The 20139-nt window shown below is 42.1% G+C and carries 16 protein-coding genes and 1 pseudogene; 14 read left to right on the forward strand and 3 right to left on the reverse strand.

All coding sequences use genetic code 11. The features are described 5' to 3' along the window. A partial coding sequence (locus VB732_RS19375; protein ID WP_323232537.1) for a hypothetical protein occupies positions 1-1081 on the forward strand: 1081 nt, incomplete at its 5' end. Between the two features lie 95 nt (positions 1082-1176). Further along, positions 1177-1375: pseudogene (locus tag VB732_RS19380) on the forward strand (hypothetical protein); the annotation flags it as partial. Between the two features lie 402 nt (positions 1376-1777). On the opposite strand, the gene VB732_RS19385 reads toward VB732_RS19380, so the two are convergent. Next, the gene (locus tag VB732_RS19385) at positions 1778-2080 is read right to left on the reverse strand and encodes a CopG family ribbon-helix-helix protein (protein WP_323232538.1); all 303 of its coding nucleotides are present in this window, start codon (positions 2078-2080) and stop codon (positions 1778-1780) included. A 101-nt stretch (positions 2081-2181) separates the two neighbouring features. On the opposite strand from VB732_RS19385, the gene VB732_RS19390 reads away from it, so the two are divergent. From VB732_RS19390 to VB732_RS19430, 9 genes are all read left to right on the forward strand, one after another. Then, the gene (locus VB732_RS19390; protein ID WP_323232539.1) at positions 2182-4104 is read left to right on the forward strand and encodes a DEAD/DEAH box helicase; all 1923 of its coding nucleotides are present in this window, start codon (positions 2182-2184) and stop codon (positions 4102-4104) included. Then, positions 4101-5444: a hypothetical protein gene (locus tag VB732_RS19395; protein WP_323232540.1), complete on the forward strand. Its 1344-nt coding sequence runs from the start codon at positions 4101-4103 to the stop codon at positions 5442-5444. Before VB732_RS19390 ends, VB732_RS19395 begins: the two co-directional genes overlap by 4 nt. Before the next feature lie 21 nt (positions 5445-5465). Next, on the forward strand, positions 5466-8165 hold the full coding sequence (locus VB732_RS19400; RefSeq protein WP_323232541.1) for a TnsA endonuclease N-terminal domain-containing protein: 2700 nt from the start codon (positions 5466-5468) through the stop codon (positions 8163-8165). A 2-nt stretch (positions 8166-8167) separates the two neighbouring features. Then, positions 8168-9319, forward strand: a complete 1152-nt coding sequence (locus VB732_RS19405) for an AAA family ATPase (protein WP_323232542.1) — start codon at positions 8168-8170, stop codon at positions 9317-9319. Then, positions 9309-10691: a TniQ family protein gene (locus VB732_RS19410; RefSeq protein ID WP_323232543.1), complete on the forward strand. Its 1383-nt coding sequence runs from the start codon at positions 9309-9311 to the stop codon at positions 10689-10691. Before VB732_RS19405 ends, VB732_RS19410 begins: the two co-directional genes overlap by 11 nt. An 850-nt stretch (positions 10692-11541) precedes the next feature. Further along, on the forward strand, positions 11542-11754 hold the full coding sequence (ndhL, locus tag VB732_RS19415; RefSeq protein WP_323232544.1) for an NAD(P)H-quinone oxidoreductase subunit L: 213 nt from the start codon (positions 11542-11544) through the stop codon (positions 11752-11754). Between the two features lie 24 nt (positions 11755-11778). Next, the gene (locus VB732_RS19420) at positions 11779-12090 is read left to right on the forward strand and encodes a DUF3007 family protein (protein WP_323232545.1); all 312 of its coding nucleotides are present in this window, start codon (positions 11779-11781) and stop codon (positions 12088-12090) included. Between the two features lie 218 nt (positions 12091-12308). After that, entirely contained in the window at positions 12309-13154 is an 846-nt protein-coding gene (gene trpA, locus VB732_RS19425; protein ID WP_323232599.1) for a tryptophan synthase subunit alpha, read from the forward strand. Between the two features lie 223 nt (positions 13155-13377). Beyond that, positions 13378-14043, forward strand: coding sequence for a heterocyst differentiation related protein (locus tag VB732_RS19430; protein WP_323232546.1), 666 nt, complete (start codon positions 13378-13380; stop codon positions 14041-14043). Between the two features lie 189 nt (positions 14044-14232). Here VB732_RS19430 and VB732_RS19435 read toward each other — a convergent pair whose 3' ends face one another. Beyond that, positions 14233-16104: a serine/threonine protein kinase gene (locus VB732_RS19435; RefSeq protein WP_323232547.1), complete on the reverse strand. Its 1872-nt coding sequence runs from the start codon at positions 16102-16104 to the stop codon at positions 14233-14235. Between the two features lie 164 nt (positions 16105-16268). On the opposite strand from VB732_RS19435, the gene VB732_RS19440 reads away from it, so the two are divergent. Together VB732_RS19440 and VB732_RS19445 are read left to right on the forward strand one after the other, a co-directional pair. Further along, positions 16269-16757 (forward strand): hypothetical protein, encoded by a 489-nt coding sequence (locus tag VB732_RS19440; protein WP_323232548.1) that lies wholly within the window; start codon positions 16269-16271, stop codon positions 16755-16757. Between the two features lie 133 nt (positions 16758-16890). Further along, on the forward strand, positions 16891-17157 hold the full coding sequence (locus VB732_RS19445) for a Precorrin-3B methylase (protein ID WP_323232549.1): 267 nt from the start codon (positions 16891-16893) through the stop codon (positions 17155-17157). Here the strand turns inward: VB732_RS19445 and VB732_RS19450 are convergent, their stop codons facing one another. Continuing rightward, positions 17158-17616, reverse strand: a complete 459-nt coding sequence (locus VB732_RS19450; RefSeq protein ID WP_323232550.1) for a DUF3592 domain-containing protein — start codon at positions 17614-17616, stop codon at positions 17158-17160. Positions 17617-17832: 216 nt separating this feature from the next. On the opposite strand from VB732_RS19450, the gene VB732_RS19455 reads away from it, so the two are divergent. Then, positions 17833-20067, forward strand: a complete 2235-nt coding sequence (locus tag VB732_RS19455) for a glycoside hydrolase family 10 protein (RefSeq protein WP_323232551.1) — start codon at positions 17833-17835, stop codon at positions 20065-20067. Positions 20068-20139 lie beyond the last annotated feature (72 nt).

The raw sequence follows: 20139 nt of genomic DNA on the forward strand, positions 1-20139 counted from the left end.
CGGATTTCTCTTAACATTCAACACTTTTGGAGCGAGAGGTCTAGAGTATGCTTTTGAAAAAGCTTGGGATAGCGCCTATCCTCCTGGCTCGAAGAAACAAAAACCTAATCTACTGAGAGGTTCATACTACGACCATTGGAATCCCAAAAAATCAGCACCGGCTCTTGTCTTAAATACGACTGTAGTAGAGACTGGCGATCGATTGGTGTTAAGTCCATTCAAAATTGATTTACCCAATCTGAAAGACATTAGCAGCGTTGCTTGCAAAGAAAAAAAAGAAGATATAATTGACCCTCCTCTTAGTACTGCTGCTGTCCTTAGTGCGAGATTCATATCAGTTACTCCTGTTGGTTGGTTTAACAGATGTGACAAAGATGAGAAAGATAAAATAGTACCTCATAAATCTCGCTTGGCTGATGGCGGTTATTTTGAAAATTCCGGGGTTTCAACTGCTTTTGAAATAGGTTCAAGACTGGAAGAATTTTTAAGAAAAGATTCAGAAAAAATTGCAGCAGAAGCAAAAGCTAACGAAAAACCAACCATAAAAGTCGTATATTTAGCAATTACTGATCTCCCTTCCCAAAAAATAGAAAAAGCTGGAGGATTCATCGAAATCTTTGGAGGATTAAACGAAATAATGTCTCCAATTAACGCCTTGTGGAATTCGAGAGATGCCAGAGGTTTTAGCATTATTAATCAGGCTAAATACTTAACTGATCCCGCCAGTTCTGACCCTAATTTTAAATCTAAAAATTTGTTTGACAAACATTATTCATCCCAGCGATTTAGAGAATTCTATTTGCACAATCAAGAGTTTACATTTAAGGATGGAAAAAAGGTAATCTTTCAAGATGAAAAGAGACTCTCTAAAAATGGAGCTGATAAAACTGAATTTCCATTAGGATGGTTGTTATCAGAACCTTCTCAGGAGGCGATAAAGAAGCTAGTTGGTGGTTCACAAGATTGTGGAAATGATTCTCGGAAAACATCTCATAACGACTGTGTTTTTAAATCTATCAAGGACGAGCTAACTATCAAGGACGAGCTAAACATTGAACCTAAATCAAAAAGTTCAATTTAATTTAAAAGGCTGTTTGAAAAGTGATTGGCTGTGATGTTAAGCACTTACTGATTCCCCCTAACCTGACTTAAAAAGGGGGATTTAGGGGGATATAAAGTGATATGATGGTCGCCCGTGGTACTGGGTTTGCTATGTTGTGTTCGGCTTCGGTGCAAGAAAGTCATGATTTTGCTTTAATTGCCCATACAGCCACTTTAGAGAGTAGGGTTTCATTTCTGCATTATTTTTGATGGATTCCGTACTTCCCATAAAGTACAGAAAGTCGAACTTTTATCAGATGATGTGCGATCGCTCTTTTAGCACTGCCGATTCTGAATGAGGATTAGCGATCGCCCAAGCAATCTGCTTGCCATACATTTTTACGTTTATTGGAAGCATAAGCTTACCGTTGCGGCAAAGTTATGGGTAGAGTCACATTAAGAGCCTTTTGGCATTTAGGACTTGCAGAAAATAAATTATCCCAAATTATTTGCATACCAGTAGGGGCGCAATATCTTGCGCCCCTACAATGGGATATTTTTTTATGTGACTTTACCCATAACTTTGCCAAGACTAGAAGCATAAGCTTGCCGCACAAGGGTCTGTGAAGCTTGATATTGCGTCAAATAAATTATAACTTTTCTCTACCTTTGGAACCATAACTTTGCCGCGAGTAAGAATTGGAATCATAAGCTTGCCGCGAGTAATTATAAAATTTTATTTCTTTTGCCGGCCTATAAACATAGTTACTAGACGACTCAACTCGCCAAACTGCATTTCTAGCAAGTCAGTTCTTTCTTCAGTGAGTTGAACTTGTTCGTGCAACTTCTCTATACCCTGCTCCAACAAGTTCACTCTGTCTTCAACCGAATCTTCTGGTAACTCCAAATACTGAGCGATTGCCTCCCTAATTACTTGAGTCCTGTCTTTATCATCAAGAATGGCACGAGCATCCAGGGCTTCCAACATAGTTTGAGACAATCTGATTGATATAGTTTTATCTTTACCGATTTTTGACATATTACTTTTGAGATACGACCGTGATATTCTTGAGATACAAAAGATCCGGTCAAGCCAGGAATCATATAAAAGTACGCCAAATACAAGGGTGAAGTAAAACTATGCCGTTATGTTTTGCGCCAAGAGATTGGCAAGAACGATTTGTAAGAGCCTATCAAACAAATCTCAAAAAGAATTTTTTGCTTGAAGGCTGTACATCAGCAGGAAAAACTGCTGGAGCGGTACATGCTTTCGATTCTCTCAAAAACGTCTTGGATTGGCGCTTCTTAGTTGTTGTTGTTCCATCGGAACACCTAATGCGGCAATATGCTCAAGATGCATTCAACCTCTTTGGTCTTAATCTTTTTTACTCAGGAACTGTTAGAAGTTTAGGTAGGCTACCCACGCCAGAAGAGTTACTACAACAACATTATCACGGTTTAGTAGTCAGTTATCAATGGCTCAGTTACTCCAACAACTCTAGCTTGCTGCTGAATAATTTGTCCCGAACTGTAGCTGGCAAAGTGTTTCTGATTCTTGACGAAGTTCACCATACTAGTTCGGACTTAGCTTTTGGTCAAGCTTGCGAAAGGGCGTTTCCAGATACGATTGTTTCTCACCGATTGATGACTTCTGGTACACCATTCCGTTCCGATAACAGAAGAATTTTGGGTAACTGGTTGACTTATACACCAGTAGAAGAGAACGCTTACCAGTGTATTCCTGACTTTCAGTATAGGTTGGCAGATGCCCTGAGCGACGAAATAATCCCTCCCTTTTCATTTGTAACTATGGAAGGAGAGTTTTCTTACCGTCGAGGTCGTGCTGTCTACAACGGTAGAACCTTTACTAACGCAACTAACGAGCAAGATTTAACTGATGCTTTAAATACAGCCATTGATGTTCAAGGTGGCTGGGTTAAAGAAGCAATTTTGTGGGCGCATGGTCGGATGAAACTAGACCGAGCTAAAGGACTTCCTGAATGTGCGACTTATGTAAGAGTTCCAACAATTGCTGCGGCACGGCAAATGAAAGAACGCATTCGTAGCCTTACTGGTGAAGATGCCCTAGTAGTCGTGTCTAGGGACGATGATCCCAATTCAACTTCTAACTCTAGGTTAGGGCAAGACTCCAGTGAACAGATTGAACGGTTTGCAGCAGAAACTGGACACAGTGCGCGGTCTTGGATTATTGGAGTGGGAATGTTGGGTGAAGGCGTTTCCATCAAACGGCTGAAATATCGCATTCATGCCACCAATATTCGTGCCACTCTGTCATTTATGCAAGATTTAAAGCGTTTATTACGTTGTTTCCCTGAGAATGCTCCTGAGCCAGTGGAAACACTAATTCCGGCTCATCCACAGTTGGTAGATTTAGCTATAAGTGCCTTAAATGAAATTGCTCACGTTGTAAGAGAAAGGGAAGAAAACGAAGGTAGGGAGAGTAGAGAGGGAACAGACGGAGAAGGAGATTCTCAGGGTAGTCAGCAACTAAATTCTAATTTTATGCCCATTGCTTCTACAGGGGAAATTGGAACTCACATTGTAGACGGCGAGGAAATTGAATCTGAATATGCAAATGTTGCTGAATGGATGATAGCAAATACAACTTTTGGGCGATATTGGCATAAAACTCCTGCCCACTTAGCGCAAATGCTAATGGAGGACAAGGGTTTATTTAACCTCTACCGCATGGAATATGAAAAGCTGGTAGATCAAATGTTAGCTGATCAAGGTTCTTCATCTACTGTTATTCCTGATGGATTTCCTTCCGAGTATGGGGACTATTTGCCCACTAAAAAAACTGCTTTTGCCCGTAGAGAAGCCGATACAAAAGTTAATCGCCTAGCCTACATCTTATACGGCAATGCCAGCAAAGAAGAAAGGAAAGAAAGAGTCGCACAAATTCACTCCATAGCCAAACGTAGAAACTGCGTTAAAAACGATACTTTTATTGGACATGAAGGCTGGGAAAGGATTTATAAGTGGCTATGTGAGCGAATTGCCGATGCACCAACACGAATAAAAGGGATTGAAGATTTATGAATCACAACAATTTTCACACTATTGATCCAATCCAATCTCATTTACCAGATAGCGCTGTTGTTCAGAAAGTTTTGTCTGATAATGACAAATTACCAACTGAACAACATGATCAAGCAGTCAGAGCTTTCTTTGTCTCGGATGGTATAGCTTCTGGGATTGGTAAGGATTTAGCTTTTGTTGACCAGATTCCTAACTTTATCAAAGAAATCATTGATAACAAGTTATGGGAGTGTCTTTATGTGGCAAAGGGAGTTGTTACCCCTTATTACTGCCGTTATACCAAAGGCTCAGATGCTGAAAATTTTCGGGCTTTTATTGCAGCTAAACGTCCAAATGGTTTAGAAACTAGCGTAGAGACGATAGACAGAGTTTTACAGGCTGACCAAGAAGTACAGCGTAAGTTTAGGGTAATTATCTATGAGTCTCGTCAAGGAGAACGGACGGATCTTGCTGATGAAACTTCTTACGGCGACCGTAAGAAGTTAGAAAGTGAGCTAAGTCCAACCCAACGAAGTGTAGTTAGAGCCGCAAATCGTGCCGCAGAAGCTATTCCAGTAATAGGAGAATTACTAGATAGGTCACTTATAGCCATAGATGTAGCAGCATTACTAGGACGTGACATAAAAGACCCCAAAAACTTGACGGCAGAAGAACGAGAGTATGTAGACAAGCGGGATTTGATTGGGTTGAGAATTAACCAGTACATATATACTAACCCAATTCCTGAAGATGAGGATAGGGAACCAGCTTACAGTCGCGAACTCAATAATCACATCAAAGATTTGCTGGGGATTAAAGACCGTTCTAAATCTGTGCGGATGGATAATCCGAAAAAGGCTGCTGAGAAACTGCTTCAGTTTTATCAAGGAGATAAACTCAAAGAGCTGATTGACCGCTTAAGACAGGCGTTAGAACCATTACCTCAATTACCAGAAGCGGTAAGAGAACAATCTAATCAGAAAAACCAATTTACATTCTTCGAGAATCAACTGACAATTAGCAACAATGGACTTACGGCTGAACAAGCTGAATCTTCTAAGGAAGACACACCTACCTCTCCTGCCTCTGAAACTCATTCACCTACCCTCAAGCTATCAGAAGATATAGATCAGAACTCTGCACCAGCAGATTTGGAAAATTGGGAGTTGACCCCAGATGAACTGGCAAAACGCTTACAACGTAAACCACGTTCACTTCTAGAGATGTGGTATACAAAACCTGCTGAATTTCCTCAATGGTCACAAAAACGAGATCCTGATGGCATAGCTTGGGAACGCAGTGACAGGAAAAAAGGGCGTTCTTGGTTATTTATTCCAGTTCTAGAATCCAAACAAGAATAATTAAGTGCCAGGAAATATTCAATGCTATCAAAGACAGAATTTGATGCTTGGTGTTGTCGCCTGAATCTCTCTTCGCAAACACAAAATCTGATTGAAACAATTCGCTCATCAGAACCATCTCGTCGGGTAGGAGGTGGACGCAAAAATGTTTCTGGGCGTTATCCCAGTCGAAAAATGGGAGCTACTATTCAATTTGAGTCTCACCGTGTTGAACTTCCTACTATCTACGAATTTGAGCATGATGAGGAAGTTTTAGAGTTTTACGACCAACCCCCTTCAATCAAATTGGACTATCAAGGGAAAAATGGGCGAAATCTGGGAGTTTTGCATACACCAGACTTTTTCGTGATTAGAAGTAATTATGCTGGTTGGGAGGAATGCAAAACTGAGGAGGAGTTAAAAAAATTAGCCGAGAAAAGTCCAAACCGCTATTTTTGCGATTCTGAAGGTGGATGGCGCACTCCACCAGGAGAAAATTATGCACAACAGTTTGGGCTTTACTACCGCCTACGTGTAGACACTCAAATTAATTGGGTTATCCAGCGCAACGTAATTTTTTTGGAAGATTATTTTCGAGCCGAGTCTCTTCAGCTAGAAACTACCATTAATGCAGAAATTCAGCAGTTAGTATCAAACTCACCAGGAATTTCCTTGACTGAACTACTAAATTATGGGACGCAAGCTAGTGCAGATGACATTTATGCTTTGATTGCCTCAGAGCAATTATACGTTGATTTAAGTGTTGCACCGTTAGCTGAACCAGAACGAGTTTGTGTGTTTTCCGACAAGCAGACAGCTACTGCCTATGGTTTGATGCTAAAAACAACAACTTCATCAACTCTCATGAGTTTTTCTGCGATTAACCTTTCTCCTGGTACATCAATATCTTGGGATGGCAAAGGCTTAAGTATTGTTCATGTTGGAGATACTGAAGTTACTTTACAGGATGAACTTGAGCAATTAATTCAACTGAAAAAGACTTTATTTTTAAATCTGGTTCAGCAAGCGAAAATAAAAAGCTTAGAAAAATCTGAACCACCAGATATAAAAGCAGAGTCTTGGGAGCAATTTTATAAAGCAAGCCCTGAAGACCAAGCAGAAGCCCTTCGCCGCTACAAAGTTATTGAGCCATATTTAAAAGGAAATCCACCTGAAAACGAAACAGTCCCAGAGAGGACTATTCGCCATTGGAAATTGAAATATTTAGCAGCACAACAGCAGTACAGTTGTGGTTATATCGGGCTTCTATCGCATCGCAGTGCTAAAGGCAACCGCACGCGAAAACTGCCAGAAGAAACCTTAGTGCTAATGGAAAAATTTATCCTTGATGACTATGAAACCCTCAAACAAAAGAAGATGTGGGAGGTACATGGTGCTTTAGTTAGGGTTTGCGAACAACAAGGTGCTATTGCTCCAAGCTATAAAGCGTTTACAAAAGAAATAAAGAAACGTTCTAGTTACGAACAAATCAAAAAACGCCAAGGTCGTCGGGCTGCATACAAGCAAGAAACTTTTTATTGGGAACTCAACAGGACAACACCCAGACATGGCGATCGCCCATTTGAAATTGCTCACATTGACCATACAGAATTAGATGTTGAATTAGTGTGTTCCCGTACTGGTCGTTCATTGGGTAGACCTTGGGTAACTTTTTTGATAGATGCTTATTCCAGAAGATTTTTAGCTGTTTATTTGACTTTTGACTCGCCTTCATATCGCTCTTGCTTGATGGTGTTACGATTGTGCGTTCAACGCCACAACCGTTTACCACAGATAATTGTGGTAGATAACGGTGCAGAATTTCATAGCGTTTATTTTGAAACGCTATTAGCTACTTTTGAATGTACGAAAAAAAATCGACCTCCTGCCAAAGCGCGGTTTGGTTCTGTATGCGAACGTCTGTTTGGTACTTCCAACACTCAATTTATTCATAACCTACTTGGCAACACACAGATAACTCGTAACATTCGCCAAGTAACCAAGTCAGTTAACCCTAAAAATCAAGCTATTTGGACACTGGGCTTGCTTTACGAATATCTTTGCGCTTGGGCTTACGAAGTTTACGATATAGATGAACATCCCGCTCTTTTCCAGAGTCCGAGGGATGCTTTTGCTGCTGGTATAGCGATCGGCGGTAGTCGGCTTCACCGCATGATTCCTTACGATGAAAACTTTCAGATTCTTACCTTACCTACAACCTCAGAGGGAAAGGCGAAAGTTCAATCTGGAAGCGGCGTAAAAATTAACTCAATCTATTACTGGTCTAACAGTTTTCGTGACCCGCAAATTGAAAATACCTCTGTCCAGGTAAGATACGACCCATTTGATATTGGTATTGCTTACGCCTTTGTTCGAGGGCTATGGGTACAGTGCATTTCTCAATATTATGCAGAATTTCAAGGTCGTTCAGAAAAAGAACTGAAGTTAGCTAGTGCCGAATTACGTAAACGCTCCTCAAATCATGCACGACAATCAAGAGTTTCAGCCAAAAATCTAGCGGAATTTTTAGCTTCGGTAGAAGCCCAAGAAGCCTTATTAGAACAGCGTTCTTATGATGCAGAGGCTAAAGAAGTCTTTAGGGTAATTGAAGGCGGAAAAGCTACTTTCAGTCGCAACGAAGAACCAAAAGTTATTCAAATTCCTTTTGGTAATACTGACAATCAAGTGACTGAAGTTGAAGCAAACACTCCAGAAACACTTGTAGTTTACGAGGAGTTTTAGTTATGACAATACTTACCGGATTTCCTCTCAAGCTCCTTGAGCAATCTGCCACAGAAAGGCTTGCCTATTTCGAGAATTACACGGTAGCACATCCCCGGCTCAAAGAGGTGTATGAAACTCTAGTGCGGACAATTGCTGAACCAGCAGGTGCATCATTTATTTTTGTCTATGGCCCTAGCGGTATCGGCAAAACAACTTTACGACTGCGGGTTGAGCAAAAATTAACAGAGTTGGCATTACCTAAGTTGGAAAGCGATCGCGGTTGCGTTCCTGTTGTTGGAGTTGAGGCTGTAGCTCCAGAATCGAGAAACTTTAACTGGAAAGATTATTACACACGCGCCTTAATAGCTTTAGAAGAACCGCTAATCGATCACAAGTTTAATTACGGTGTACGAGGCATCTATCGTGATATTTTCGGCAAAATTAACGTTGAGTCGAAAGTGGTCGCACCTGCTCTACGCAGAGCTTTAGAAAACGCTCTCAGCTATCGCCATCCAGATGTATTTTTCATAGATGAAGCGCAACATTTTGGGAAAATGGCAAGCGGACACAAACTACAAGATCAGCTAGACTGCCTCAAATCTGTGGCAAATATGACAGGCATCTTGCATTGCCTTTTAGGAACATACGAATTACTAACATTCCGTAACTTAAGCGGTCAACTCTCACGCCGTAGCGTCGATATTCATTTCCGCCGTTATTGTGCTGACACCCCAGAAGACGTACAGGCTTTTAAAAGTGTATTGTTGACTTTCCAGCAGCAGATGCCACTTGCAGAGCCTCCAGATTTAGTTACTCATTGGGAATATTTTTATGAACGTACTTTAGGATGTGTTGGCATATTGAAAAATTGGCTAACACGCGCTCTTAAAGATGCTCTAGATCGAGAAGCAACAACCGTCACTCTAAAAGACTTACAAAAACGTGCTTGGTCGGTTGCTCAATGTCAGAGAATGTTCAAGGAAATTCAAGAGGGTGAACGACAATTATCTGAAACAGAAACAGATGTTCAACACTTACGCTCTGCTCTAGGGCTTGGAGCAAAGACAATTGCACAGCCAGAAGAAGCTCCAAAAAAGACTCTTCCACAAGGAAAAGTTGGCAAACGTAATCCCAAAAGAGATCCTATTGGAGTGAATCAAGATGTTAGCTAATGGATTAACAACATACGAATGTTGGGATTTAAAAAAGGTTTCTATTCCATCTCGTAGTCGGTTGTATCAATTAGAGCCTGTTGGTATTGATACTTCATTGGTAGAAAGCTTAACTGGTTATATATCTCGACTAGCAGAAGCTCATTGTGTAACCCCAAAAGTTTTAATATCCAGAGAACTTGTGTCCTTTATACCCAAGACTTACAGAACTACAAATCTCTTTGAAATGCGAAGCTTGACTGGGGCACTCAATGGATTAGGGACGATGGCATTTGATTTAGTCACAGTGCTAGAGTCGATGACTCTACGTAGTGATTTGCGCTTCCTCACTCTACTAACATGGACTAATATCTTTCCCCAGAGGAAGTTACTTCGTTCTAGACGAGCTTGGTGTCCATACTGTTATGAGGAATGGTATTCCTCGAAAGATCAAGTAATTTACGAACCCTTAATTTGGTTTTTTGAGGCAGTTACAGTTTGTCATTGCCACAATCAGTCTTTATGCCAGCGATGCTTTCACTGCAAACGAGATATTCCTCCACTAGCTTCCTATTCAAGACCAGGTTATTGTCCGTATTGCTTAGAATGGCTTGGTGTTACTGCTGATTACCCGTCTTCTGATAACATCTCACCGAGCAAGGAAGAGATTATTTGGCAAACGTGGGTTATCAAGACTATTGGAGAGTTACTCGCTACTACCCCTCGCTTATCAAAACCTTTGCAAAGGGAAATAGTTGCTCAAGCCTTCTGTAGGTACGTAGAGCAATTTGCTGAAGGAAACACGGCTGCTTTTGCTCGTATGCTCGAAATTCCCAAAAACAAGGTTTGGATGTGGCAGATGGGAAAAGTCTTGCCAGAACTGAATGTGATTTTGAAAATCTGTTTTACTCTTCAGGTATCTGTGCTAGATTTTTTGACTCAAGAGATAAAGAAAGATAATTCTAGCCAATTTTCTGCTATGCCTCAAAAGCAAGTGGTAGATAGCAGCAGAAAAAAGCTTGAAGTAAAGTTTGATAGCGATCGCACTCAACGATTACTTGAAAATGTGCTTCAAGCGAATGAACAACCGCTACCGATGACAGCAGTGGCGAAACGCCTTGGATATCCTAAGCGAGTTCTTTACAGGCATTTCCCAGAGCTATGCCGAGCGATTTCAGCCGAGTACGTTAAGTATATGAAAGAATCTCGCGTCAAACGAATCGAACAGTGTTGCGAGGAGGTCAAACAAGCTGTTAGACAATTTCACGCTGAAGGTATCTATCCTAGTGAAGCAGCTATTTCAAAGCTATTGGCTAAACCAGGATGTTTTCGTGACAAACAAGTTCGCGCTGCTTTAAGGGCAGCGCGAAAAGAAATTTGTTTGGAACCATAACATTGCCACCCTTTATTGGAAGCATAAGCTTACCGTTGCGGCAAAGTTATGGGTAAAGTCACATTTTAACTGGAAGTCCCTGTTAGATTTTTAGTGGGGGTGGAGGGACTTGAACCCACACGACCTATTACGGTCAACGGATTTTCATCCTCCCGCAGTTTTCACTGCTACCTGATGGCAATAGCCAAATCAGGTTTTGAGAATTGGACTCTCCCTTTACCCTCGACTTTACGTTAGGGTAGCTCCCGTCGGGTCTCTGCACCTTCCGAACAGTTATGAGTTAAGAGTTAGGAGTTAGAGTTTTAAATTTACTCAGCACTCAACACTCATGACTCAGGACTTTCTTCGGCTTGGCTCAGGATTGCCATGTCTGTCACCAGATTTAGGTTTCCCTGAGTTTGAGAGCTTCCACTTGAGGGATTTCTCCTTCAAGGCTCAGTTATCTAAGTCCGTAGCGTCTACCATTCCGCCACACCCCCGCAGGTGTTTGGTAATTAACTAGATATAAACCTAGTTATTTTTTGGAGGCAGTAAATACCGCCTTATCTATTCCACCATCAATTGTGTCTTTTGTCCAACTAGATTGAAAATATTTTTTCTAGATTGTGCGATCGCTTCCCAAATCGGAAGTTTTATTCGTAATCAACCTAGATGAGTTTTTCATCTTGTGTGACCAAAGCATTTGTTTTGCTAGTAGATTTACGATAATAGCACAAAATTACCTTTTATCAATCAATTTGGATAAAAAAAGGAATTCTGGCGTAGTAATCTTGAAAGCATCATGATTATACTTCCCTCAGTTTGACTGTTCGGCATATCATGGAAAACAGATGCTTAGACCAAAAAAGTTATGATTGTCGCCCTGCTATATCTGATTTTAGCTGGAGCTTACCTTCTGGTAATCCCCCTTGCTGTATTGTTCTACCTGAAGCAGCGTTGGTATGTAGCTAGCTCCATCGAGCGTTTGTTGATGTACTTTTTGGTGTTTTTCTTTTTCCCTGGTTTGTTGGTTCTATCGCCGTTTCTAAATTTCCGACCCCAACGGCGACAAGTGCAAGTTTAATAAGATTGGTAGGTCATAACTCTCATGCGACGGATTGATGCTATTGGAATTGGCTTAGGTGTTTTTATTGCCGGCGGCTTGGCTTATCTAGGATTGCAGCTAGTCGGTTTGGACACTCAGAAAGCTGGTATATGGAGCCAAGTTTTACTAGTCAGTGGGTTAATTGGCTGGTTAGCGACCTATTTTTTCCGTGCAGTGGGACAAAAAATGACCTACCACCAACAACGGGAACAATATGAGCAAGACTTTCTCCAAAAGCGGCTAGATGAGCTTAGTCCTGAAGAACTAGCACGAATTCAAGCCGAAATAGAACAAGAAGAGCAATCTCAGGTGTAAAGTTATCATTGGTCGTTGGTCATTTCCCGGATTTCTCACCACACCTCGAATGGAGGAGTAATGAGTAGTGAGTAAGGAGTAATGAGTAAAATTTTTAACTTATTACTCCTTACTTATTACTTGTACGCAAAGCAGCTTGTGAGAAATGCGGGATTTGTCCTTTGTTAATGACCAATGACCAATGACTAATAACTAATGACTAATAACTAATGACTGCAATGACTGCGATTTCTGATTGCTTTAAAACCCTTGGGCACAATGGTGAGTGCGCTCTGATTCCGTTTATTACTGCTGGCGATCCAGATTTAGAAACGACAGCAAAAGCGTTACAGGTTCTAGATCAGAGTGGAGCCGACATTATTGAACTGGGCATACCTTATTCCGATCCTCTGGCTGATGGGCCAGTGATTCAAGCTGCTGCTACCCGCGCCCTGCAAAAGGGGACGAAATTGGAGCAGGTGCTAGAAATGTTGCAAGGGATTACTCCCAAATTACGATCGCCAATTATTCTATTTACTTATTACAACCCAATTTTGCACCGGGGAATAGACAAATTTCTTCAGCAAATTGCTGCTGCTGGGGTCGCAGGATTGGTAGTACCAGATTTGCCCTTGGAAGAAGCAGCAGGCTTACTCGAACCAGCCAAAGAGATGGGAATTGATGTAATTTTGTTGGTCGCTCCTACCAGTGATGCTAAACGAATAGAAGCGATCGCTCATTCTTCCCAAGGATTTATTTATTTGGTCAGCGTCACTGGGGTTACAGGAGTGCGATCGCAACTGGAAAACCGCGTGTCCGATTTACTCAAACAAATTCGTGGTGTTACTGAGAAACCCATCGGTGTAGGCTTTGGTATCTCTGAAGCGGCACAAGCCCGTCAGGTAAAGGAATGGGGCGCAGATGCGGCGATCGTGGGGAGCGCTTTTGTGAAACGTTTAGCAGAAGGTACACCAGAGCAAGGACTAAATGCGATCGCCCAATTTTGCCAAAGTCTCAAGGCAGCGATCAAAACCACCAACACTAGCATAAATACTCCTCTTGATGAGACAAGAAAAGTAGATTAAAAAGTATAACAGTGTAGTTTTTATATCGTTGTTTGGTAGACAATTTGACCATTATGGTTTTGAATATTAACATCAGATATCATGATGTAAAAAAACTAGCTGATCCGGTCGCTTATAGTTTGAGTATTATGTGAAGTCAAGTAGGCATAATTTATGAGTGTGAGTGTGAGTGTGAGTCAGTCACAAATGATTATAGTTACGTCGCAACCGAGGAGCATAGGCGATGAGTGAGAGTATGGCATTTATCGGCGGGGTCGCCGTAGCTGGGCTGGCGGCTCTCGTATTGCTCAAAGGAACAAATACCCCCCTACAACCTAATTTTGCTGTTGCTCCGCAAATGCCAGGGGTAGTAGCACCGGGAATGCAGCCACAAATGTATTCTCCTTACAGCCCTTATGGGCAACCAATGTATCCCAATCCTAATCAGCCGCCAGTTGCTCCCAACACTGACCAGCGTCTGGAAATGGAAAAACTGAACACGCAGATGCAGCTGGAGCGTTTAAAAAACGACAATGAACAGTTGAAGTTGCAAAATCAACAACTCCAAGGCCAAGTTCAAAATTTTAATACTCAGCAGCAGTGGCAGCAAGCGCAGCAGTTGAATCAACAAAAAACGGCAGCATTCCAGCCACAAAATAGTGCTTGGTGGTCTTCACCTATGCTTTGGGCTGTAGGAGGCGCAACTCTAACTATTGGTGGTGGTGTTGTCGTCGCTGGGGTCTTGGCTTTGTTCTCGCCACGGCAGCGTCCAGCTCGGACTGTACAAGTGATTCACCCTTACCAAGGAAATACACCGCCCTTGGTTCCAGTCCGTCGCGCTGAATTCTTGCCTGCTTCGCGGATGGAAGCAAGACGAGTTGAAGCCCCAGAATACGACGAAATGCACTAATCGGGAAAATCAAACTATAGACAATCGTTTCCAGATTCTACCTGGAAACGTTTTTTATTTATATAGGACTTACGCACACCCTACGAATTCTTGGCGTTCTTGGCGGTATGCCTGCGGCACGCTACGCGAACGATAAATTAGCTTTTTGGCAATTTTTGCGTAAGTCCTCTTATAAACACCCTATAACTGTTAAAAGCCACTGTTAGGAGTTTCTGTGCTATTGGGATTTTCCTGAGTAGCAGGTTGGTTGTTATCGGGAAGTTTCTGTTGGGTACTCTTTTGCTTACCTTGATTTTCTAGTTGAGTTACCGCCTGTTTTGCCAGATTTTCGGCTGCTTGTTTAAATAATGGTTCTATTTTGTTTCGCCAGTATTTAGTATTAGGCAATTTTTCTGGATGGTTTCTATAATCTAAAACTTTATCCCAGTTACCATCATCTATTGCTTTATTTATCTCATTAGATAACGCCTCTGCTTTTGCCCAATCGTCCTGCCACTGGGCAATCATTTTGCCCGTCTCTTGGATACCAGAAGCAGCATTTGCCGGAATCGATCTTAAAAGTGCGATCGCTCCAACTATATCTCCTGAATCATACTTCTGCCTTGCTTGCTCTACAATATTGGCACTGTTATCATCAGGCTGCGATTTCCCAGCGTCGGGATTTGACTCCTTCGGCTTTTCTGCTAATGGAGTTGCTACATCCCTAGATTTTACTTTTGGCTTGGGAGTCGGTCGAGTTGCAATCAGGCTACTATCATTTACTGTCTTAATTGCAATACCCTTTTCACGCAGGCAAGAAACCCATTGTTGATTATTAGTTACCACATCCGAGTGTGCCCAAGCCAAACGACCAGATTTAAGTTTAACTTCTATCCAACGTCCTTTCGTTCGCTTGCCAGTTACCTCAAAACTGGTGTTATCAGCCACTGTTTGCAAAATATTCTCAGAATTTATCGAACTAGGTTCAGAACGGATATTAGAATTTCCGACGACAACAGCCGAGCATTTATTTGCTAAAGAGGTATCGTTACCTGTAAGATTTAAAGCTAAATTTTTCACATTTGGATACACATTTGCTACCAAGGCAGCTGCACCACCAGCCAATAATATGCCAATTAATACTGGCCATGGGTCGGATTTACCAGAGTCTTTAGGTTTAGGGGCAGGCTTGACAGGATTTGCTGGTGCAACTGCGATCGTTTGCAGCCGAGATACTTGAGGTGGGGAAAGTGTAGGTACTGGATTAATCGCATCTTTACATGCTTGCAGTGCTTCCGTGGCGCTTTGATAGCGGTCTTTGAAGTGATAACGCACCATCTTCGTCAACACTGCCGCCAGTCGGGAATTTATGGTTACTGATTGCTGCCAAATGATTTCGCCAGTTTCTGGATCTTCTTGCAATACTGTTGGCGATAATCCTGTTAATGCTTGAATGGCAATGATACCGAGGGAATAAATATCACTGTTGGGGCGGGGTTTACCTTGCCCTTGTTCTGTGGGCATATAGCCAGGAGTGCCGATGACTACTGTGGCAGATCCTTGTCCGCCCACTGTCACCAGTTGTGTACGCACTTGTTTCACTGCCCCAAAGTCTACTAAAACTAACTTATTATCTGAGGCACGACGGATGATATTATCCGGTTTGATGTCGCGGTGAATCACACCTTGACGGTGGACAAATTCGAGAATTTCTAGAACTTCCTGTAATAGTTGAATTATTTGGCTTTCATTCCATCTCTTACCAGATAGAAGTTCTTCAGCTAGGGTATGTCCCTCAATATATTCTTGTACTAAATAAAATTCTTGGTTTTCGTCGAAGTATGCTAACAGCCTGGGTATTTGGTCATGGTTGCCCAGTTTTTCTAAGGTTTCGGCTTCGCTGTTGAATAGGCGTTTAGCAGTATCAAAAACTCTGGGGTCAGTTCCGGGTTTGAGGTGCTTGACAACGCAAATGGGATTGCCAGGCCGCCTTGTATCTTGGGCAATGTAAGTTTGCCCAAATCCTCCCATTGCGAGGACTCGAATTATTTGGTAACGATGGTCTAATAGCTTGCCTATCATATTCACTCCCCAGAGTTATTACCTAATTTTCCAGCTAGTAATAAATATCTCCAAATTTTCTTCAATGAAATCCGCTATCTTGAGAAAAGATTTAGATTAAAAACGCAGCTTTTTAATAAACGCAGACTGTTTATTTTCTCTTTTAGTGCCCCTGTTTATTACCAATGCCACCTAAAATAACAAACTCAGTTGCATGGCAGCAGGCTGAAATCCTCATGCAACCTGCTTTTATTCGCGTTATCGACAATATCCGCAAGTCCCTAGATGAATCTTCCTGGACAGGGACTTACCACGATGTCTTGATTTGGCCGTCTAGCACCACTGATGAAATCAAAGCATTGGTGACTGAGTTGTTGCAAGCAATGGAAACTGCAACGCCCCAAGAAGCAGATGAAATCAGAGAGACTCTGGCTCGTCTGCCGATGCCCCATCCAGGATATCATCTACGTTTGCAGCGTCAACAGCAAGAAGCGAGTATCGATTTATGGGAATTGTGTTACGAGGTGTGTTTTATTGAATACAGCCCACAAAAGGAAACTGCTGATATTGATACTAGTTTAATCGATGAACTGGGTGAAGTGGATTGGCTGCTTTTGGATGCTAAGGCTAAGAAGTTAGTTGAACAGGCATTTGCTAATTTACCAGAGAGTTGAGAAAATTAGGTGCGTAGGCGTAGCTCGTCGTGGATATCGCACCTACATTTTTAAGAGGGCGATCGCAGTTAAGTAACGATCGTTTGGATAAGCAATTCGGTAGGATGGGATTAGAAATTTATTGCATTTGAGTATGGCTAAGGAAGATACTCCACTAACGGGAGAAGCCCTGATAAAAGAAGTCTGTCGGCGGATTCGAGTAGCGCGTAGCTATTGGGATGCTCATAATAATGCTGCTTGTCGGGGTGAACGCGATCGCGCCTTAGCCCTTTACAACACCCTAACCAAGGAGCAAAAAGATCTGATTCCACAAGTGTTGCGGGTGTGGTTGCGTTACCGCAGTGAGAAATATTTTGGCGCACACCGAACGCCGCCAAAGTCAGCACGAAAATCAAAATAATTACCCACCAGAAGACCAGCGTATAGGTAATAGCGCACCCAGGCTATAAACTACAGCTAACCCACCCATGCCAAACATTCCCCAAGGTACTAAGCCTTCAAGTGGATTTACCACACGCGCACTATTTATCGGTTGTTTAGGATCGTAACGTACCACCACTATATGGCCATTGCTGGAGCGGTAGGATTCATAATTACCTGTAAACCGAGTGGGTTTGCCATTGACTAGAAATTCGATAACTGGCGCATAAGTTTCTTTTTGCTGATTGTTCGTACCAGTGCGATCGCGCCGACTGATGCTGTCTACTACCGTCCCCTGTGTTTCGTTTAGCGTTGTACCTTCGCGTACAGCTATGTTACGCACCCAAAAACCACCCGCAATAAACAGCAGTCCAATAGCTAGCCCAATACTTGCGCTTAGTTTATCATCAAAAGTGTTTTGGTGAGATTTGAAATTCATGGGTTTGACAATGGCACAACAATAAATTTCATCACAGCATCTCGCATTGCCGCAAATAGACTAACTACAGCTTCATTGCTATTTGGCACTACTAATCTTACAACTGCGTCGTTTATACTTGCAGCTAAATTACCCTATCAGTTTTTCTGGTATAGCAATTTAACGTTTATATGAATTGAAATCTAAGCAATTAACCTTATTTAGTAAGCAAAAGTAATGACAAGTCAATTTTGGGAAAAAAGCAAAGAAATTAATAAGGCTCTAACAAACTTACTATTTAAGCCTTCTCATAGAGAAGCGGCGATTTATCAAGGTTGGCGGCTTTTGAGGAAGCGTCTGCTGCCATTATTATGTCTAATATCATTCGTTCTGGTATTGCAACTCAACACCTTCACCCCTGTGGTTGCCCAACTACCTCCTCAACCTCGTCAGGAAATTCGAGGGGTGTGGCTGAGTGGTAACGATTTTAGCGTTTTTAGAAATCGCTCCAAGGTGCAAGCAGCTATGAGCCAACTGCGGCAGTTAAACTTTAATACTGTGTATCCAGTAGTGTGGAACGATGGTTATACCCAATACCCCAGCGCCGTCATGCAAAAAAAGGGTATTCCCTTCTTTTTCAAGGGAGCAGAGGGACAAGATGTGATTGCAGACATTATCAGCCAAGCCCGCAGAGAAGGACTACTAGCAATACCTTGGTTTGAATTTGGTTTCATGGTTCCTCTAACTTCAGAACTTGCATCCCAGCATCCAGATTGGCTAACACAAAAGGGAGATGGGACTCAAACTTCAATTAGTGCTGCGGGTGAAGTCGCGTGGTTGAATCCCTTCCACCCGGAAGTACAAAAGTTGATCAGCGAACTCGTCATGGAAGTTATCACTAAATATGATGCTGATGGCGTTCAATTTGACGACCATACGAGTTTACCAGTAGATTTTGGTTACGATAAGTACACAATTAATCTATATACTCAAGAAACTGGCAATCCTCCCCCATCTAATCCTCAAGCCCAAGCATGGATAAAATGGCGGGCAGATAAAATCAGTGCATTCATGGTAAACCTTTACCAAACCGTGAAAGCTCAAAAACCGAATGCCATCTTCTCAGTTTCTCCCAATTACTATGATTTCGCCTACAAGCTGCAACTGCAAGACTGGCTCAACTGGGTACGGTTGGGTATTGTTGATGAGTTAGTTATGCAAGTGTACCGTAATGACTTAGAAAGTTTTATCGCTCAAATTACCCGCCCAGAAATTTTAGAAACAAAACAAGTCATCCCAACTGGTATCGGTATTATGGCAGGGTTGCGAAATCGCCCAGTTTCGATGCCACAAATCCAATCTCAGGTGCAAGCAGCGCAACAACGGGGTTTAGGTACGGTCTTTTTCTACTACGAGAGCCTTTGGGATATTGCGCCTGAACCAGCAGCACAACGACAGTCGGCATTTGCGGCTCTTTTTCCCAATTCAGCGTTACGCGACATCTCTCAAAATGTAGCCAGTAAGACAACTTTGAACACGATAAGCCTACCTTTATACACAAAACCTTCCCTCGGTCAACGTGTTCGCGGCTATTTTCTGGAAGTTGCGATCGCAAATGGTCAGCCAAGACGTATTTTATTAGATACAGGGTCAGCAGGTATAAGGGTTCCCAAAGAGTTTTTAGGTAATGCTCCCATCCAAAGAACAGGGCAAAATATCAAGGAAGTATTAAATGATGGCACTATCCTGGAGGGAGAATTAGTTTATACTAACGTCCGATTTGGTTTGCTTCCCGCCACAGAACCCCTTCCGGTACAGATTGTTACTAGTCGCCAATGTACTGCCCAAAAACCTAAATGTTCAGCAAATAGTGGTGTGCCATTTGCTGGTATTGTCGGTGTCAACTATTTTGAAAAATCACTTCCCTATAACCCGTTGAGAAAATTACCAGGTAATCTGAGTAACGGGTTTATCGTGACTGGAAATGGTGGTAACAACAACAATGGCAGCCTAATTCTTGGTTTAACTGCTGAAAATCAAGCAGGTTTTAAAATGGCTTCTTGGAATCAACAACCTGAAATTAATGGTGTACCCGGTAAAAGATGGGACTCTCGGCTAGGCAAAGTTTGTTTAACTGTTGCTGGTAGTTCTGCTAAAAATGCTTGTAATGCCACAATGATTGCTGATACTGCTACTATTAATGGTTTGACTGAATTCAAGTCAGCTTCTACAGCAGGTAAACTCAAACCAGGAGTATTAGGTTCTGCAAATGCCGTGAAAGTCGGAATTAATGGCATTTTTGATTATAGTTTGAAACCAGGAACCCGCGACGGGTTTAATCGCTGGAATTTGAGTATCTCACCACAATCAGAACTGCCTATATTTGTAAATACTGGAATCGCATTTTTTGATAAATACGATGTTCTCTTTGACCAAGTTAATGGAAGGCAGGGTTTTCGCAGTCGGCGGTAAAACTTAAGGGGATGTTTTAAAAGTCCCCTTATCGTTATCAAAAGTTCTAGATCCCTCTAATATCATGTCCGG

It is taken from the genome of Nostoc sp. UHCC 0252, from assembly GCF_034931145.1.
Classification (GTDB): Bacteria; Cyanobacteriota; Cyanobacteriia; order Cyanobacteriales; family Nostocaceae; genus Nostoc.

Excerpts from the sequence above, each read along its gene's own strand:
- VB732_RS19445 (WP_323232549.1), top strand. The coding sequence starts at position 16,891 with ATGGCTAAGGAAGATACTCCACTAACGGGAGAAGCCCTGATAAAAGAA.
- VB732_RS19440 (WP_323232548.1), top strand. The coding sequence starts at position 16,269 with ATGCCACCTAAAATAACAAACTCAGTTGCATGGCAGCAGGCTGAAATC.
- VB732_RS19395 (WP_323232540.1), top strand. The coding sequence starts at position 4,101 with ATGAATCACAACAATTTTCACACTATTGATCCAATCCAATCTCATTTA.
- VB732_RS19435 (WP_323232547.1), bottom strand. The coding sequence starts at position 16,104 with ATGATAGGCAAGCTATTAGACCATCGTTACCAAATAATTCGAGTCCTC.
- VB732_RS19400 (WP_323232541.1), top strand. The coding sequence starts at position 5,466 with ATGCTATCAAAGACAGAATTTGATGCTTGGTGTTGTCGCCTGAATCTC.
- VB732_RS19405 (WP_323232542.1), top strand. The coding sequence starts at position 8,168 with ATGACAATACTTACCGGATTTCCTCTCAAGCTCCTTGAGCAATCTGCC.
- trpA (WP_323232599.1), top strand. The coding sequence starts at position 12,309 with ATGACTGCGATTTCTGATTGCTTTAAAACCCTTGGGCACAATGGTGAG.
- VB732_RS19455 (WP_323232551.1), top strand. The coding sequence starts at position 17,833 with ATGACAAGTCAATTTTGGGAAAAAAGCAAAGAAATTAATAAGGCTCTA.
- VB732_RS19420 (WP_323232545.1), top strand. The coding sequence starts at position 11,779 with ATGCGACGGATTGATGCTATTGGAATTGGCTTAGGTGTTTTTATTGCC.
- ndhL (WP_323232544.1), top strand. The coding sequence starts at position 11,542 with ATGATTGTCGCCCTGCTATATCTGATTTTAGCTGGAGCTTACCTTCTG.
- VB732_RS19450 (WP_323232550.1), bottom strand. The coding sequence starts at position 17,616 with ATGAATTTCAAATCTCACCAAAACACTTTTGATGATAAACTAAGCGCA.
- VB732_RS19410 (WP_323232543.1), top strand. The coding sequence starts at position 9,309 with ATGTTAGCTAATGGATTAACAACATACGAATGTTGGGATTTAAAAAAG.
- VB732_RS19385 (WP_323232538.1), bottom strand. The coding sequence starts at position 2,080 with ATGTCAAAAATCGGTAAAGATAAAACTATATCAATCAGATTGTCTCAA.
- VB732_RS19390 (WP_323232539.1), top strand. The coding sequence starts at position 2,182 with ATGCCGTTATGTTTTGCGCCAAGAGATTGGCAAGAACGATTTGTAAGA.
- VB732_RS19430 (WP_323232546.1), top strand. The coding sequence starts at position 13,378 with ATGAGTGAGAGTATGGCATTTATCGGCGGGGTCGCCGTAGCTGGGCTG.